General features: G+C 66.2%; 19 protein-coding genes. 16 read left to right on the plus strand and 3 right to left on the minus strand.

Annotated elements, in window-relative coordinates; genetic code table 11:
- The first annotated feature begins 40 nt into the window (after positions 1-40).
- The 4 genes from glmM to RIU96_RS04390 all read left to right on the plus strand — a co-directional run bounded on the left by glmM (position 41) and on the right by RIU96_RS04390 (position 3,348).
- Positions 41-1,384: a phosphoglucosamine mutase gene (gene glmM, locus RIU96_RS04375; RefSeq protein ID WP_144317405.1), complete on the plus strand. Its 1,344-nt coding sequence runs from the start codon at positions 41-43 to the stop codon at positions 1,382-1,384.
- A gap of 145 nt (positions 1,385-1,529) precedes the next feature.
- Complete coding sequence (locus RIU96_RS04380; RefSeq protein ID WP_136650820.1) at positions 1,530-1,829, plus strand: hypothetical protein; 300 nt, start codon at positions 1,530-1,532, stop codon at positions 1,827-1,829.
- On the plus strand, positions 1,826-3,109 hold the full coding sequence (locus RIU96_RS04385; protein WP_144739919.1) for a hypothetical protein: 1,284 nt from the start codon (positions 1,826-1,828) through the stop codon (positions 3,107-3,109). The genes RIU96_RS04380 and RIU96_RS04385 overlap by 4 nt, the downstream gene beginning before the upstream one ends.
- Complete coding sequence (locus RIU96_RS04390; RefSeq protein ID WP_040422383.1) at positions 3,109-3,348, plus strand: hypothetical protein; 240 nt, start codon at positions 3,109-3,111, stop codon at positions 3,346-3,348. Before RIU96_RS04385 ends, RIU96_RS04390 begins: the two co-directional genes overlap by 1 nt.
- A gap of 27 nt (positions 3,349-3,375) precedes the next feature.
- Here RIU96_RS04390 and RIU96_RS04395 read toward each other — a convergent pair whose 3' ends face one another.
- Positions 3,376-4,230 (minus strand): poly(ethylene terephthalate) hydrolase family protein, encoded by an 855-nt coding sequence (locus RIU96_RS04395; protein ID WP_136650822.1) that lies wholly within the window; start codon positions 4,228-4,230, stop codon positions 3,376-3,378.
- Between the two features lie 129 nt (positions 4,231-4,359).
- Here RIU96_RS04395 and glmS point away from each other — a divergent pair, with 129 nt between their 5' ends.
- From glmS to groL, 10 genes are all read left to right on the plus strand, one after another.
- Positions 4,360-6,222, plus strand: coding sequence for a glutamine--fructose-6-phosphate transaminase (isomerizing) (gene glmS, locus RIU96_RS04400; protein ID WP_136650823.1), 1,863 nt, complete (start codon positions 4,360-4,362; stop codon positions 6,220-6,222).
- A gap of 18 nt (positions 6,223-6,240) precedes the next feature.
- On the plus strand, positions 6,241-6,891 hold the full coding sequence (locus tag RIU96_RS04405; protein ID WP_144689000.1) for a sulfite exporter TauE/SafE family protein: 651 nt from the start codon (positions 6,241-6,243) through the stop codon (positions 6,889-6,891).
- Positions 6,892-6,910: 19 nt separating this feature from the next.
- A complete protein-coding gene (gene alr, locus RIU96_RS04410) occupies positions 6,911-7,990 on the plus strand; it encodes an alanine racemase (RefSeq protein ID WP_311205136.1) in 1,080 nt (359 codons plus the stop codon).
- Positions 7,987-8,484, plus strand: a complete 498-nt coding sequence (gene tsaE, locus RIU96_RS04415) for a tRNA (adenosine(37)-N6)-threonylcarbamoyltransferase complex ATPase subunit type 1 TsaE (RefSeq protein ID WP_311205137.1) — start codon at positions 7,987-7,989, stop codon at positions 8,482-8,484. Before alr ends, tsaE begins: the two co-directional genes overlap by 4 nt.
- An 18-nt stretch (positions 8,485-8,502) precedes the next feature.
- Complete coding sequence (locus RIU96_RS04420; RefSeq protein WP_136650827.1) at positions 8,503-9,000, plus strand: hypothetical protein; 498 nt, start codon at positions 8,503-8,505, stop codon at positions 8,998-9,000.
- Positions 9,001-9,012: 12 nt separating this feature from the next.
- The gene (gene tsaB, locus RIU96_RS04425; protein WP_311205138.1) at positions 9,013-9,690 is read left to right on the plus strand and encodes a tRNA (adenosine(37)-N6)-threonylcarbamoyltransferase complex dimerization subunit type 1 TsaB; all 678 of its coding nucleotides are present in this window, start codon (positions 9,013-9,015) and stop codon (positions 9,688-9,690) included.
- Entirely contained in the window at positions 9,687-10,172 is a 486-nt protein-coding gene (gene rimI, locus RIU96_RS04430; protein ID WP_311205139.1) for a ribosomal protein S18-alanine N-acetyltransferase, read from the plus strand. The genes tsaB and rimI overlap by 4 nt, the downstream gene beginning before the upstream one ends.
- The gene (gene tsaD / locus RIU96_RS04435) at positions 10,169-11,224 is read left to right on the plus strand and encodes a tRNA (adenosine(37)-N6)-threonylcarbamoyltransferase complex transferase subunit TsaD (protein WP_311205140.1); all 1,056 of its coding nucleotides are present in this window, start codon (positions 10,169-10,171) and stop codon (positions 11,222-11,224) included. The genes rimI and tsaD overlap by 4 nt, the downstream gene beginning before the upstream one ends.
- Positions 11,225-11,358: 134 nt before the next feature.
- Positions 11,359-11,658: a co-chaperone GroES gene (gene groES / locus RIU96_RS04440; RefSeq protein WP_006839505.1), complete on the plus strand. Its 300-nt coding sequence runs from the start codon at positions 11,359-11,361 to the stop codon at positions 11,656-11,658.
- Between the two features lie 21 nt (positions 11,659-11,679).
- On the plus strand, positions 11,680-13,296 hold the full coding sequence (gene groL / locus RIU96_RS04445; RefSeq protein WP_301717222.1) for a chaperonin GroEL: 1,617 nt from the start codon (positions 11,680-11,682) through the stop codon (positions 13,294-13,296).
- A 51-nt stretch (positions 13,297-13,347) separates the two neighbouring features.
- On the opposite strand, the gene RIU96_RS04450 is transcribed toward groL, so the two are convergent.
- Complete coding sequence (locus RIU96_RS04450; protein WP_136650832.1) at positions 13,348-13,665, minus strand: WhiB family transcriptional regulator; 318 nt, start codon at positions 13,663-13,665, stop codon at positions 13,348-13,350.
- Between the two features lie 324 nt (positions 13,666-13,989).
- Between RIU96_RS04450 and RIU96_RS04455 the strand changes: the two genes are divergently transcribed.
- Positions 13,990-14,574, plus strand: coding sequence for a sigma-70 family RNA polymerase sigma factor (locus RIU96_RS04455; protein ID WP_375542975.1), 585 nt, complete (start codon positions 13,990-13,992; stop codon positions 14,572-14,574).
- Positions 14,558-15,319 carry a hypothetical protein gene (locus RIU96_RS04460; protein WP_311205141.1) on the plus strand — a complete coding sequence of 254 codons (762 nt, stop codon included), beginning with the start codon at positions 14,558-14,560 and terminating at the stop codon, positions 15,317-15,319. The genes RIU96_RS04455 and RIU96_RS04460 overlap by 17 nt, the downstream gene beginning before the upstream one ends.
- On the opposite strand, the gene RIU96_RS04465 is transcribed toward RIU96_RS04460, so the two are convergent.
- On the minus strand, positions 15,320-15,691 hold the full coding sequence (locus RIU96_RS04465; protein ID WP_170228610.1) for a DUF5319 domain-containing protein: 372 nt from the start codon (positions 15,689-15,691) through the stop codon (positions 15,320-15,322).
- Between the last annotated feature and the right edge of the window lie 36 nt (positions 15,692-15,727).

Raw genomic sequence — 15,727 nt, forward strand, 5'->3', positions numbered from 1 at the left:
CTGTCTGGGTGTGCGTGGTTGCTCGGGCATAATGACACGAATGACTCGCTTGTTTGGAACGGACGGCGTCCGTGGATTGGCCAATGAAGTTCTGACCGCTCCCTTGGCGCTGAAGCTGGGCGCAGCCGCCGCGATGGTGCTGACGGAGAACCGTGGTAGCGGCAAGCGCCGCCCGACCGCCATCATTGGGCGCGACCCGCGCGTCTCCGGCGAAATGCTGGCGGCCGCGATGGCAGCAGGCATGGCGTCGAAAGGTGTCAACGTGCTGCGCGTCGGCGTGATCCCAACCCCCGGCCTGGCCTTTCTTACCGACGACTACGGGGCCGACATCGGGGTAATGATTTCCGCCTCCCACAACCCCATGCCGGACAATGGCATCAAGTTCTTCTCCGCCGGTGGGCGCAAGCTTCCCGACGAGGTCGAGGACAAGATCGAAGCAGCGATGGAGCATCTGGACGACAACGGCCCGACCGGAACCGGCGTCGGGCGCGTCATCGAGGAAGCCCCCGATGCCCGCGAGCGCTACCTCGCTCACCTCAAGCGCGCGGTCACGACGGACCTGACCGGCATCAAGGTCGTGGTCGACTGCGCCAACGGCGCCGCCTACGAGATCGCGCCGAAGGCGTACGAGGCCGCGGGCGCCGAGGTGATTCCGATCTTCAACACCCCGGACGCGTTCAATATCAACGACGGTTCAGGCTCGACGCACATGGAGCAGGTGCAGCAGGCCGTCGTGCGCCACGGTGCCGACATCGGCTTGGCGCACGACGGCGATGCGGACCGCTGCCTTGCCGTCGACGCCAAGGGCAACATCGTCGACGGCGATCAGATCATGGCGATCCTCGCGACCGCGATGCGCGACAAGAACATCCTGCAGGAAAACACGCTGGTGGCGACGGTGATGAGCAACCTCGGCCTCAAGCTCGCGATGCAGCGCGAGGGAATCACCATGAAGCAGACCAAGGTGGGGGACCGTTACGTACTCGAGGAGCTCGGGCGCGGCGGCTACTCGCTCGGCGGCGAGCAGTCCGGCCACATCGTCGTGCCCGCCTTTGCGACGACCGGCGACGGCACCCTGTCCGGCCTGCTGCTGATGGCGCGCATGGCGGAAACCGGCAAGAGCCTTGAGGAACTTGCGGGCGTGATGAAGGTCCTGCCACAGGTGCTCATCAACGTCCCGGTGTCCGACAAGTCCTGCATCATCGACGCCGAAGACGTCAAGGCCGCGGTTGCGGAAGTCGAGGCTGAACTCGGTGACAACGGCCGCGTGTTGCTGCGGCCCTCGGGCACCGAGGAGGTATTCCGCGTCATGGTGGAGGCCTCTGAGCAGGAGCAAGCGCGCAAGATCGCGGGCCGCCTCGCGGCGGTCGTATCTTCGGTGTAGCTTTCACCCTGTAACCGGAACAACTTCTCACAGTGCCGAAAGTTTTTCCGGGATGCAGGGAACCGCATCGGGCTCGGGGGAGTCTAATCAGGGTGCAACTGTTGCGGTTGTGGGCCGGTAACGGCCGACATTGAAGGGGGATGTCATGGAGCAGGCTTTGAACGTGGATCCGGAAGCCGTTCGCCAACGGCTCGATTCCGCGATTGCCCAGTACGAGGAACTCGCGGCGCAGCTGCGCGACAACGCGCCTACCTTTCCGGCGCATGCCGTCGGGGCGGGTTTTGAAGCCCACGGGCGCGCGTTGGCGGAAGCCATGTCGCGGATGCAGGAGCGTAACGTCGAGTTCCTCGCCAACCGGGTTGAGGGATGGCGCCAGCTGCGTAGCCTGATGGATTCCGTGGAACAAACCGATGCCGCCAACGCGTCGGAGGTGGGGCTGCGATGACAACGACGGTGACGCAGAACCTCTCATCGTTAGCGGCGGAGGCGGCGACGATCCCAGGGTCGGACCCCGCGGTGGTGGCCAGGATCGACTCTGTTGCCAAAGCGATCGCCCGCGAATACCTCAAGACCGAGGGTATGAACCTCGATGTTGTAGCGGCGAGCGCGAACAAGCTGGGCACATCAGCCACTGCGCCCAGGCGCGGCCGCGGCATAGGCGGTTTCGCGGCCAATTTCATCAAAGACGTGCTCAGCAAGATCGGCGCCGAGCACACCTCCAACTGGTTCGACTCGATCGGTGTGTCCACCGATGAGAAGGGGCGCGAAGACGCCGAGGGGATCCAGGGGGATAACGCCGAGCAGCTGTGCCACGACGTGACCCACTGCTGCGACGCCATCCGCGAGATCGACACCACCGCCGACGAAGCCATTGGGGGAGTGGCCGACGTCATCTCCGCCCTGCTCAGCATCGCCAGGATCCACCCGATCGGCCGGAAGGCTGGGCTTATCCTGCCACTCGTCCTCAATGGCTTCGAGCAAATTAAAGGAATCGTAGACGACCGAAACGGCCAGGTTGAAACCTGCCTCGGAGCCGTCACGCAGGCGTGCAACGACATGCTCGAGCACCAGCCCCAACCTCACAAGCAGTGGGATTGCCCGCCGGTGAGCACCGCCCCGTCACCCACTGCACCCGCCGTGCCCGCCGCGCCCACCGCACCCGCCTCGCTTGACGACGGCTGCGAGCCCCAGGCACAACCCCAAGCCTCAACCCAAGCCTCAACCCAAGCCCCGACCTCGATTTCTTTTAACTTCGATCTCGGTGCGTCATCTGAGCTGCAGACTCACTCCGTTGCATTGCAACCGCCCACCTGCGACGTCGCGGCGCAGTTCTCTTCGCCGCAACCTGACGCGTCACCGTTGACCGGGATTCTCGCGCAGATTGGGATCAGCATCACCCTGGAGTGCCTCAACCACCTGGCGGAAAGTATTGAGGCAGCCGCCGAGTGCCCGGGGGAGACCTGCTGCACCCACGGCGAGACGGAGGAAGTCGCCGAAGTTGCTCCCGCGGAACCCGTTGCCGCAGCGCCGCCGGAACTGGCGGAGGTCGAAGAGCCACCGGCGCCGGCTGCAAAGCTTCAGGCGGCAGGTCTCCAGACGCCCCCGCCTGCTCCACCGCCCGTGCAGGCTGAAACGCAGCCCGTGCAGGCTGAAACGCAGCCCGCGGAGGTTGAAACACCGCCCGCGGACCCTACACCCAAGATGAGGAAGTCAGGTGAATGGTGATGGATTTCGTCGAATTCGTGGAGCAGTACAAACTCCGAACCGCGAAACGGATGGTTGATTTCGAGGCGGCGATCGCCGAGGCTCACCGCCAAATGGAGCAAGCTGGGCGACAGCAGGCCATAGCGCGGGAAATGAAGCTGCGCCCGGCACCGGTCACCCCGCGGGGCGTTTACCGACCTGTGCGCCGAAACGGCCGCGTGCAGGGAGTGCTGCGCCGCGACGACAAGGACGAGACGTAGAGTCGCCCGCCCTCACGGCTCGGAAACTTAGAAGAAGGAGAAGCTGGAGTCGTCGCGAGTCAGGCCGGCGCGCTCCGCGAGATCGTCCCCGTGCAGCGAGGTGACCTTCGCGCCGGTGGCGTCGGCCTCGCTGAAGTCGGAGTACTTGCTCTGGCCGTCGAGCTGGTGAAGGAAGTAACCCACGAGCAGCCCGCGCACCGTTGCCTGCACCTTCCCGTTGGGGCGAGCCAGCCCCAGGATGCGCTTGACTATGCCGTCTTCGCTAAAGCTTGCCTGGCTCCCCTTGGCCGGGATTCGGTAAACCACATCTCCAGCCCAGTTGTACGCCAGTTTCGCGGGGTTGCCCGGGTCGAACAGGGAGTCGGAGTCATCGTCGGCCCCGATGACCATGCCCGGCAGGAAGATGTTCCGCGCCGCCTGGATCGACGAGGGCGCGGTGTTGGCCGGGTAAATCGCGGCGACGGCTTTGACCTTGTCGTTGTCCACCGCGGACAGCACTGCGGCGCCGCCGCCCATGCCGTGTCCCGCAACGCCAATCTTGCCCGGGGCCACGGTGATGTTTCCGTTGCCGAGGCGCACGCCCGCAAGGATCTGCATCGCACTGTCCAAGTCTGCGGAGAATCCGGCATGGTCAGGTTTGAAGCCCGACTCGGTGGCGGGGGCCGCGACGACAATTCCCCAGCTGGCCAGGTGGCGCAGGGTGGCATGGTAATCGTCGATGCTCTTCATCCAGTCGTGGCCGAAAGCAATCGCGGGAAGGCCCTCGCCTTCCGCCGGGGCGTACACCTTCCCAGGCAGGCCGGTGTAGCCAAGGTCGCCCTCGAGGACCCGGTGCGGGCCACGCTTTGTCAGATCAGACAGCTTCTTCAATTTCGCAGACACAACAGCAAGAATACGTCATGTTGTCAGTGGCAGGGGCGGTTGATGCGTAATTGGTTGGCGGTGCGGTCAGGTTGGGCGTCGAGAAGTAAGATGCGGGTGGGGGTAAGAGGTTGTATTAGGGTGGGGCGCATGTGTGGAATTGTTGGATATGTCGGCACGAAAGAATCGCTGCCCATCGCCGTTGAGGCCCTGCGCCGCATGGAATACCGCGGATACGATTCCGCGGGCGTTGCCGTTGTCGGCGAGAACGGCATTGCCAGCGCAAAGCGTGCCGGCAAGCTCGCCAACTTAGAGGACAAAATCTCTGAGATCGGCGAAGACACCCTCACCGGAACCACAGTTATCGGCCACACGCGCTGGGCCACCCACGGCCGACCGACGGACGAGAACGCGCACCCGCACATCTCCTTCGACGGCAAGGTCGCGATCGTGCACAACGGGATCATCGAGAACTTCGCCGCGCTGCGCGCGGAGCTCGAGCGCGACGGCGTCGAGCTGACTTCCGACACAGACTCTGAAACCGCCGCGCACCTGCTGGCCAAGGCGTACAACGAGGGTGAGACCGCGGGCGACTTCCGCGCCTCCGCGCTGCACGTTCTCAGCCGCCTGGAGGGCGCGTTCACGCTTTTGTTCGTGCACGCCGACCACCCCGACCAGATCATCGCCGCGCGTCGCTCTACGCCGCTGATGGTCGGCGTCGGCGAGGGCGAGATGTTCCTCGGCTCCGATGTCGCCGCCTTCATCGAGCACACGAAGCAGGCCGTCGAGCTGGGCCACGACTCCGTGGTGATCATCACCAAGGACGACTACGAGATCCTCAACTTCGACGGCACGCCCGCCGAGGGCAAACCATTTACCATCGACTGGGACCTCGAGGCCGCGGAGAAGGGCGGCTACGACTCCTTCATGATGAAGGAGATCTTCGAGCAGCCCGCCGCAGTGCGCGACACCCTGGCCGGCCACTGGGCCAACGGCCGTGTCACGCTGGATGAAAACAACCTCACCCCCACGGAGCTGAAGTCCTTCAACCAGGTGTTCGTTGTGGCCTGTGGATCCGCCTACCACTCCGGCCTGGCGGCCAAGTACGCCATCGAGCACTGGGTGCGCATCCCGGTCCAGATTGAGGTGGCCAGCGAGTTCCGCTACCGCGACCCGGTGCTCGACGAGCGCACGCTGGTGCTCGCGATCTCGCAGTCCGGCGAGACCGCCGACACGCTAGAGGCCGTGCGCCACGCGAAGACGCAGGGCGCGAAGGTGCTCGCGGTCTGCAACACCAACGGCTCGCAGATCCCGCGCGAGTCCGACGCTGTGCTCTACACCCACGCCGGCCCGGAGATCGGCGTGGCGTCGACCAAGGCGTTCCTCGCGCAGGTCGCGGCAAACTACATCGTCGGCCTCGCCCTGGCGCAAGCGAAGGGGACGAAATACCCGGACGAGATCACCGAGATCTGGAAGGAACTCGAGGCCATCCCGGACAAGATCGCCACCGCACTGACCGTGCGCGACGAGGTCAAGCGGATCTCTGAGACCCTGGGTGCTGTAAAAACCATGCTCTTCCTCGGCCGCGGCGTCGGCTTCCCGATCGCCCTGGAGGGCGCGCTCAAGCTCAAGGAGCTCGCCTACATCCACGCCGAGGGCTTCCCGGCGGGCGAGCTCAAGCACGGTCCGATCGCGCTGATTGAAGACGACCTGCCGGTCGTGGTCATCGTGCCCAGCCCGCGCGGCGTGAGCCAGCTGCACTCGAAGATCGTCTCCAATATCCAGGAGATCCGCGCGCGCGGGGCGAAGACGATCGTGATCGCGGAGGAGGGCGACACCGCCGTCGAGCCGTACGCCAACTGGCTGCTGCGCATCCCGCAGACGCCGACGATCATGCAGCCCCTGCTCGCCACCGTGCCGCTGCAGTTCCTTGCGGCGGACATCGCGCGCGAAAACGGCAACGAAGACATCGACAAGCCGCGCAACCTGGCCAAGTCGGTCACGGTCGAGTAGGCGCGAGAACCTTTCAGCATGCTCGGAGCCCTCTCCCTTGCTTTCGTCGACTCGATCAACCTGCTGCTGATCGGGGTGATCGTCGCGGTGGGGATCGTCGTCAAGCACGCGTACGCGAAAATCACTTCGCTGCTGATCATCGGCGACTGGCTGGGTGTGGCCAGCCTCGCGCTAGTCATGCTCGTTATTTTCGACGGCCTCGGACCCGTGGTAAAGAGCTTCGTTGAGGGCCCCGTCTTCGGCGTCGTGCTCATCGCGACGGGCGTGGTCACAGGCCTTTTGGCCCTGCGCGGCGGGGATCACTCCGCGGTGGTGGAAAAGGTCATGGTGCCGCTGCGCACGCCTGGGCCGAAAACCGTGGCCACGGGGTTTGTCCTGGGGTTGATTCAGTCGGCGACGTCCGTGCCGTTCTACGGCGGGCTGGCGCTGCTGTCGACCGCCGGCATTGAGCCCGCGGTGCGCTATCTCTCGCTCGTGCTGTACGCCACGGTGGCGCTGAGCCTGCCCACGGCCTGCGCGCTCGTGGTTGCGTGGGTGCGCCGGAGCCCGGACAGCGCCGCCGGCCGCGGTTTCGCCTGGGCTCGGGCCAACCCGCGCCCGGTCACGCTCACGGCGACGTGGGCAGTGTCCGTGCTACTGGTGATCCTCGGTGGACTCCACCTCGTCTAGATCCGGCACAATAGTGGCCATGGATCTGCTCACCGCACGCATTGACTTGGACGCGATCGCGCACAACACGCGCCTGTTGTCCCAGCTCGCGGGCAGCGCGCGCCTGATGTGCGTGGTCAAGGCCGACGCCTACAACCACGGTGTCGCCCGGGTCGTGCCGGTGATGGACGCCGCGGGCGCCGACGCCTTCGGCACCGCCACGCTCGCCGAGGCTGCCGAGGTACGCGAGCTGACCGCCAAGCCCGTGGTGTCGTGGCTGTGGGTGCCGGGCCAGGACATCCCCGCCGGCATCGAGCTCGGCGTGCCCACCCTGGAGCATCTTCGCTGGCTTATCGACACCCACATCGGCGCCCCCCTGCACATCAAAGTGGACACCGGCATGCACCGCTCGGGGCTCATCGAGGCGCACTGGGACGAGGCGTTCTCCCTCGCGGCGCGCGCCGGGCTCAACGTGCGCGGGCTAATGAGCCACCTCGCCGTGGCCGACGAGCCGGCGCACCCGTACAACGACGTCCAAGCCCGGGCGTTTCGCCGCGCGATCGAGCGCGCCCGCGCGCACGGCCTCGACGTGCAGTGTAACCACCTCGCCAACACGCCGTCGCTGCTCAGCCGCCCGGATCTTGTTTTCGACCAGGTCCGCGCCGGGCTGGGCCTCTACGGGCTCGAACCGATCGCGGGGACCGAGCACGGCCTGCGCCCGGCGATGACGTGGGTGGCGCGGATCCTTGCGGTCAAGCCGCTGGCGGCGGGCGAGGCGCTGAGCTACGGGCTGACCTGGAGCGCGCCTGAGGACGGGTTCATCGCGGTCGTTCCGGCGGGTTACGCCGACGGCGTGGGGCGCTCCTGGCAGGGCAACCTGGATGTGGCCATCGGCGCCAGGCGCTACCCGCAGGTGGGGCGCGTGTGCATGGACCAGTTCCTGATCTGGCTCGGCGGCAACCCGGAGGGTGTGGCGGGGGGCGACGAGGCGATCATCTTCGGCGCCGGCGGGATGAGCGCGACCGAGCTCGCCGAGCGCGTCGGCACCATCAACTACGAGATCGTGTGCTCCCCGAAGGGGCGCACGGTGCGCAGCTTTCACGGAGGTAGGCAGGCATGAGGGGCGATTTCCCGGAGAACGGCTCGCGGCGCTGTGACACCGCGGCCGAGACTAAGCAGCTCGGCCACGAGCTGGGCGCAGCCCTCGAGGCGGGCGACGTGGTCATCCTCGACGGCCCGCTCGGGGCGGGCAAGACGACGTTCACGCAAGGCATCGCGGACGGCATGGGGGTTTCAGGTCGGGTGACCAGCCCGACGTTCGTCATTGCCCGCGAGCACAGGTCGCGGGACGGCGGGCCGTCGCTCGTGCACGTCGACGCCTACCGGCTCATCGGTGAGGGCTCGTCCGGCGACCCGCTCGGCGAGCTCGATGCGCTGGACTTGGAGACGGACCTTGACACGGCAGTTGTTGTCGCGGAATGGGGCGGGGGATTGGTCGAGCAGATCGCCTCGGCCTACCTCAAGGTCACGATTGACCGCGAGACGCTCGTCGCCCAGGATCCGGACTCCGAGGGCAGGCTGATCTTTTGGGAAGTAAGAGTCCCAGAGCAGTAGCGATGTAGGATCTAGTCCATGCTGAAGCTGAACAACGCCAATCGCCGCTGGATCGGGCTCGCCCTCGCCTTGTGGGTAATCGTCCTCATCGCCATCATTTTCATCCCCATGACGAGGGGAGGGGCGCAGGTGAGCCACACCAACTCGCTCGCCCAGAGCCTGCAGGCTACCGAGGCCGCCAACGGCGACTCGGTCGTGGCGGAGCTGGTTAACCCCGCGCTGGTGTACGACGATTCCTTCGCCGGCTACACCACGATGTGCCCGACGGATCCGGCTGAGCTGACCCTGGCGAAGCTGCAGGCGTTCGACCTAGATGCCGCCGAGGTCGACCTGAGCGGCAAGTACGGCTACATGGTGCTGCTGCCCGCGGAGCGCGGCGGCGATGTCACCCTGGACAAGATCAACCTGGACACCGTGAACATCTGCACCGTCGCGCAGTCCGAGTCCTTCCCGCTGAACACCCCGATCCCGTTCTACGTCAACGAGGGCACGTGGACGATGGGCATTAACTCCTAAGGGAGCTCGCTTGTGATCGTTCTGGCACTGGACACCGCGACGAGCGACCTCGTGGTCGGCCTCGTCGACGCGTCGGATGAGCCCCGGACGATCGCGGAATCGGTGACACAGACGCGGGCCCACAACGAGCGGCTCGTGCCCGAGGTAACCCGGCTTTTGGACCAGGCAGGGCTCGGTTTCGGCGACCTCACGGCGATCGTCGTCGGCTGCGGCCCCGGCCCCTTCACCGGGCTGCGCGTCGGCATGGCCACGGCGGGAGCCTTCGGTCAAGCGCTGGGGATCCCCGTCCATGGCGTGGTTACCCACGACGCCGTCGCCTCGCTTATCGACGCCCCCACCGAGCGCCCCGTTGTCGTGGCCACTGACGCGCGGCGCAAGGAAATCTATTGGGCGAAGTTCGTCGGCGGCGCGCGCGTCGCGGGGCCGAGCGTTACGGCTCCGGGGGACGTCGATACGCGCGGAGCGGCCGTGATTAGCGTCCCGGAGCACCTGAGCCCGCAGCTTGAGGTAGGCGAGGCGACCGTGACCTACGTAGCGCCGAGCCCGGTCGGGCTCGCGCGCGTTGCGGACCTCGACGCCGAGCCCGCGCCGCTGGTCCCGCTCTACCTCAGGCGGCCGGACGCGGTCCCGCCGAAACCCGCCGCCCGCTCGGCCGCGATTCCGGAGATCGACCTCGGGGAGCTTGCGTGAGGCTGCGGGAGTTAACCATCTCGGACGCGACCCGGGTCACGGAGATTGAGCAGGCGTTGTTCAAGGGGGACAACCCGTGGTCGCGCGACGTGTTTGTGGCGCAATTCGCCCAGCCGTACACGTTCTACGTCGGCGCCTTCGTTGATGAAGACGGTGCCGAGACTCTTGTCGGGTACGCGGGCCTGGCCATGCTCGGCCCGCGCGACGACCCAGAGTTCGAGGTCCACACCATCGCGGTGGACGGCGCCTACCAGGGCCGCGGCATCGGGCGGGTGCTCATGGACCAGCTCGTGCACACCGCCGACCTGATGGGCGGGCCAATGTTTTTAGAGGTGCGCACGGACAACACCCCGGCGATCGCGCTGTATGAGAGCTACGGTTTTTCGGTGTTGGCGACGCGCAAGGCGTACTACCAGCCGTCGGGCGCAGACGCGTTTTCCATGATGAGGCACCCGCGCGGCGAGGAGGATCCAGGGACATGATCGTTTTAGGTATCGAGACCTCCTGCGACGAAACCGCGGTCGGGATCGTCGCGCTGGGCAACGACGGGTCGATGGAGATCCTCGCCGACCGGGTGGCGTCGTCCATGCACGAGCACGCCCGGTTCGGCGGCGTGGTGCCGGAGATCGCGTCGCGAGCCCACCTCGAGGCGCTGCCGCAGGTGATGGAGGCGGCGCTGAGCGATGCCGGCATCACGGCGCCCGACGCCGTGGCCGCCACGGTCGGCCCGGGCCTGGCCGGGGCGCTGCTGGTGGGGGCCTCGGCCGCGAAGGCCTATGCCGCGGCCTGGGGAGTTAATTTCTACGGCGTCAACCACCTCGGTGGCCACGTCGCGGTGGCCAACCTCGACGGCGCCGAGGACCTGCCGCACTCGGTGGCGCTGCTCGTCTCCGGCGGGCACACGCAGCTGCTGGAGGTCGAGGCCGTGGGCAAGCCGATGCGGGAGCTGGGCAGCACGCTTGACGACGCCGCCGGCGAGGCGTACGACAAGGTCGCACGCCTTCTGGGGCTGGGGTACCCGGGCGGGCCGGTCGTCGATAAGCTCGCGGCGAAAGGCACCGCCTCGATTCCTTTCCCGCGCGGGCTGAGCAAGGCCGAGGACCTGCGAGGCGAGCACCGCTACGACTTTTCCTTTTCGGGGCTGAAGACCTCCGTGGCGCGCTACGTGGAGGCCGCAGAGCGCGAGGGGCGCGTGATCTCGGTGGAGGATGTGTGCGCGTCGTTCCAGGAGGCGGTGTGCGACGTCTTGACTAAAAAAGCGCTGATGGCCTGCGAGGATACCGGCGCGCACGTGCTGCTTTTGGGCGGCGGAGTGGCGGCGAACCGGCGACTGCGCGAGCTCGCCGCACAGCGCTGCGAGGCCGCCGGCGTTGAGCTGCGCGTGCCGCGGCTGTCGCTGTGCACGGACAACGGCGTGATGATCGCGGCGCTGGCCGCGCAGCTGATCCACGAGGGCGGGACGGCCTCGAGTCTCGGGGTGGGCACGGACACCACTCTCGACGTCGCGGTGCCGCTCGTGCATGTTGTCAGTTAGCACTCTCGGGGGTAGAGTGCCAGTAGGTTGCATTGAGCACAGTTGTTCACCCGCGACGACGGCTGCAGCTGGATGAAAACCGACTGAAGTAATTCACTCACGCTCAAAACATCACGAAAGGTCATTGATCGATCATGGCAAACGTCAACATCAAGCCGCTCGAGGACAAGGTCCTGGTTCAGATCGCTGAGGCGGAGACCACCACCGCTTCCGGCCTGGTCATCCCCGATTCTGCCGCTGAGAAGCCGCAGGAAGCCGTCGTCATCGCTGTGGGCCCGGGCCGTCTCGACGACTCCGGCAACCGCGTACCCGTCGACGTCAAGGAGGGCGACACCGTCGTGTTCTCCAAGTACGGCGGCACCGAGCTGAAGTACAACGGCGAGGAGTACCTGCTGCTCTCCGCCCGCGACCTGCTCGCCGTTGTCGAGAAGTAGGAACGGGGTCTAGAGCCACCCATGGCAAAACTTATTGCATTTGATCAAGAGGCCCGTGAGGGCATCCAGCGCGGCGTGGACATTCTCGCCGACGCTGTGAAGGTCACCCTCGGCCCGCGCGGCCGCAACGTGGTCCTGTCCAAGGCCTTCGGCGGCCCGGCAGTGACCAACGACGGCGTGACCATCGCCCGCGAGATTGACCTCGAGGACCCGTTTGAAAACCTCGGCGCGCAGCTGGTCAAGTCCGTCGCCGTCAAGACCAACGACATCGCCGGCGACGGCACCACCACCGCGACCCTGCTCGCCCAGGCGCTCGTCGCCGAGGGCCTGCGCAACGTCGCCGCGGGCGCGAACCCCGTCGAGCTGAACAAGGGCATCAAGGCCGCCGCCGAGAAGGCCGTCGAGGAGCTCAAGGCCCGCGCCACCGCAGTCTCCGCCTCGGCGGAGATCGCCAACGTGGCCACCGTGTCCTCGCGCGACTCGGAGGTCGGTGAGATGGTCGCCGGCGCGATGGACAAGGTGGGCAAGGACGGCGTTGTCACCGTCGAGGAGTCCCAGACCATGGACTCCTACGTTGACCTGACCGAGGGCATCTCCTTTGACAAGGGATTTCTCTCGCCGTACTTCATGACCGACCCCGACGCCGGCCAGGCAGTGCTTGACGACGCCCGCGTGCTGCTGGTGCGCGGCAAGATCTCCTCGCTGCCCGACTTCCTGCCGCTGCTGGAGCAGATCGCCGCGGAATCCGTGTCGCTGCTCATCATCGCCGAGGACGTCGAGGGCGAGCCGCTCCAGACGCTGGTGGTCAACACCATCCGCAAGTCGCTGAAGGTCGTTGCCGTAAAGTCCCCGTACTTCGGCGAGCGCCGCGCGGCGTTCATGGACGACCTCGCGGTGGTCACCGACGCCACCGTGATCGACCCGGAGGTCGGCGTTAACCTCAAGGACGCCACCCTGGACCTGCTCGGTTCCGCCCGCCGCGTCACGGTGACCAAGGATGACACCATCATCGTCGACGGCGCCGGCTCCGCCGAGGCCGTCGAGGAGCGTCGCGCGAAGATCCGCCGCGACATCGAGGCCACGGACTCGACCTGGGACAAGGAAAAGATGGAGGAGCGCCTGGCCAAGCTGTCCGGCGGTGTCGCCGTCATCCGCGTCGGTGCTGCCACCGAGACCGAGGTCAACGAGCGCAAGTTGCGCGTCGAGGACGCGATCAACGCGGCCCGCGCAGCCGTGCAGGAGGGTATCATCGCCGGCGGCGGCTCCGCCCTCGTGCAGATCTCCCGCGAGCTCGAGGCGTATGCCGACAACTTCGAGGGTGAGCAGCGCACCGGCGTGCTCGCGGTGTCGCGCGCGCTGACCAAGCCTGCCTACTGGATCGCGGAGAACGCGGGCCTTGATGGCGCCGTTGTGGTGTCCAAGGTCGCGGAGCGCTCCAACGGCGAAGGCTTCAACGCCGCCACGCTCGAGTACGGCAACCTCATCGAGGAGGGCATCATCGACCCGGTGAAGGTGACCCACTCCGCAGTGGTCAACGCCGCGTCCGTGGCGCGGATGATCCTGACCACCGAGGCGTCCGTGGTGACCAAGCCGGCTGAGTCCGGCGACGACCACGGTCATCACCACCACCACCACTAGTTAGAGCGCACGTAAAAAGGGCCCCTTGCGAGGGGCCCTTTTTTAAGGTGTCTACTTCGCGGAGACCGCGGCGACCTTCATCCCGCCGCGCGAGGAGCCGGCGCGCAGGATGGCCTGGCGCTCGGACTCGCTCATGCCGCCCCAGATGCCGTAGGGCTCGGCTACCTGCAGCGCGTGGTCGCGGCACTGCGACAGCACCGGGCAGTTGTAGCAGATGGCCTTGGCGCGGTTTTCACGCTGGGTGCGGGCGCGTCCTCGCTCGCCGTCCGGATGGTAGAACACCTCTGATGCTTCGCCGCGGCAGGCGCCGTGGAGCTGCCAATCCCAAAAATCTGCGTTCGGTCCGGGAAGCTGCTGAGGCTGAGACATGAAAGTTGAGACTCCTTTATCCGCGGCGCCGTGAGAACGAGGATTCACACAGCGTTTTCCTTTGTATAGCTGCGGTGTGTGCACCAAGGAGGAAGTTAAGTCTGCCATGGTTAACGTAGAGTTTCGCGAGGGTTACGCTGAGCTTGAAAGCCTGAAAGGCCCGCGAAAATAATGGCAGTAAGCTGGGAGTTTGATGAAGGTTAAAGCTCGGTGAATTCTTGACGATAGCCCCCAATAAGACCATTTACCCACCTCAGTTAGCCCGTTTAAGGTACGGCAACGTAGGATGTGCGCCAACTGTGAATGGGTGCGGAAGGGAGTGCAGTGGCTGCGTCGGAAGTAGACAGCCAGCTCGCGGATTTAGTTCCGCTGGCTGCAGCGGGTGACCGCCGCGCCCTGCAGGACGTGGTGCGGCTCATACACCCGCTCGTGCTGCGCTACGCCCGCGCTCGGCTTGGCGGGGGACGCATGCCCACACCCGAAGACGTTGCGCAGGAAATCTGCCTCGCGGTGGCGACCTCGATTGAGAAGTACGTTGATCGCGGCAAGCCGTTCATGGCGTTCGTTTACGGCATCGCGTTCAACAAGGTTGCCGACGCGCACCGAAGCCTGGCGCGTGACAAGCTCTCCCCGACGGAGCAGGTTCCAGACGAGGAACTTTCCGGCGAGACACCGGAGGAGTTCATACTGGTCAGCGATGGTAGTAACAGAGTTCGTGAACTTCTCGATTTACTGAGTGATAAGGCTAGAGACATCATCATCCTGCGCGTGTTTGTCGGACTCTCCGCTGAGGAAACAGCGGAGGCCGTCGGCGGCACCGCAGGCGCTGTACGAGTGGCGCAGCACCGCGCCCTAGCCACCCTGAGAAAAGCTATCCAAGAAGGTGGGAGCTATGAGTCGTCACTATAACGGCAACGACAGCACGCCAGAGCTGCAGTCGCTTGTCGACGACGACGCGTTCCTCACCGCACTCTCCCGCGGCGAGGATCCGTCCGGCGGCAGCGATCCGCTCGCCGCGATGCTCCTTGAGCTGCGTGACGACGTCCACCAAGAGATGCCCCCGGCCCCCGTCGTGAAGACCCCTGCTCGCCACAAGCGCCCCCACCCGCTGCTCGCGGGCCTGGTCGGCGCTGCCGCGGCGACCGTCATCGTGGCTGGATCCGGCACCGCACTGTACAACGCCACGCCCGGTTCCCCGCTGTGGGGTGCATCGACCGCCGTGTTCGGCGAGCGCACCTCCGTGGTCGAGCTTGCCAGCACGCTCGAAGAGCTCGAGGTCGCCAGCGCGAAGGGCGATGTCGAGGGCGCGCGCAACCTGCTGAATCAGGCACGCGCGCTTGTCAACGCCATTGGTGCGCGCGAAAACGCCCCAGCAGCTCCGGAGAACCCGGAGAACCCGGAGAATAACGTCACCGTCACGGTGACGGAGACCCTGCAGCCGCAGGCCCCGGCTCCGGTTGCGGCCGAGCCCTCCGATAACCCGCAGCCTGCCTCCGAACCGGCCGCGACGGTCACGCAGACCGTGACGGTGACGCAGACCGTCACCGAGCCCGCGCCGACCAGCGCCGCCCCGGTTACGGCGACGACGCCAACGGGCGAGCCGACACCGCCGCCCGCCTCGCCGTCAACGGCGAACGAGGCGGCCTTGCGTTAGCTAGCGCGCGTCGAGCCCGTCGAGGTAGCCCAGGGCGTAATCCCACGGCACGTACGCCTCGACGTTGGGCTGGGCGCTTGGTTCGTGGACCGGGGGCAGCTCACCGTTGAGCGTGGCGAGCATGTTCTGCTCCATAATTTCCCAGTCATAGTAGTGCATCTCTTCGCAATCCTCGCACAGGAAGTAGATGCCTAGGATGCCGCGCGGGCGCAGAACGTCCTTGAACTCGCGGACCTGGGCGAGGTCGCGGATGATGTGGACGCGCTCCTCGTCGGTGAGCGGTTCGACGACTTCGTCGTCCTCGATAAACGATGCCGGATCGTTCGGGTCATCCTTGAACGGGTCGAGGGGCATCATATCGTCATAGTTCACACTGCCTAACCCTAATTGCCCAGCCCGACATGGGGC

It is taken from the genome of Corynebacterium sp. Z-1, from assembly GCF_031844665.1.
GTDB classification, from domain to species: domain Bacteria; phylum Actinomycetota; class Actinomycetes; order Mycobacteriales; family Mycobacteriaceae; genus Corynebacterium; species Corynebacterium sanguinis.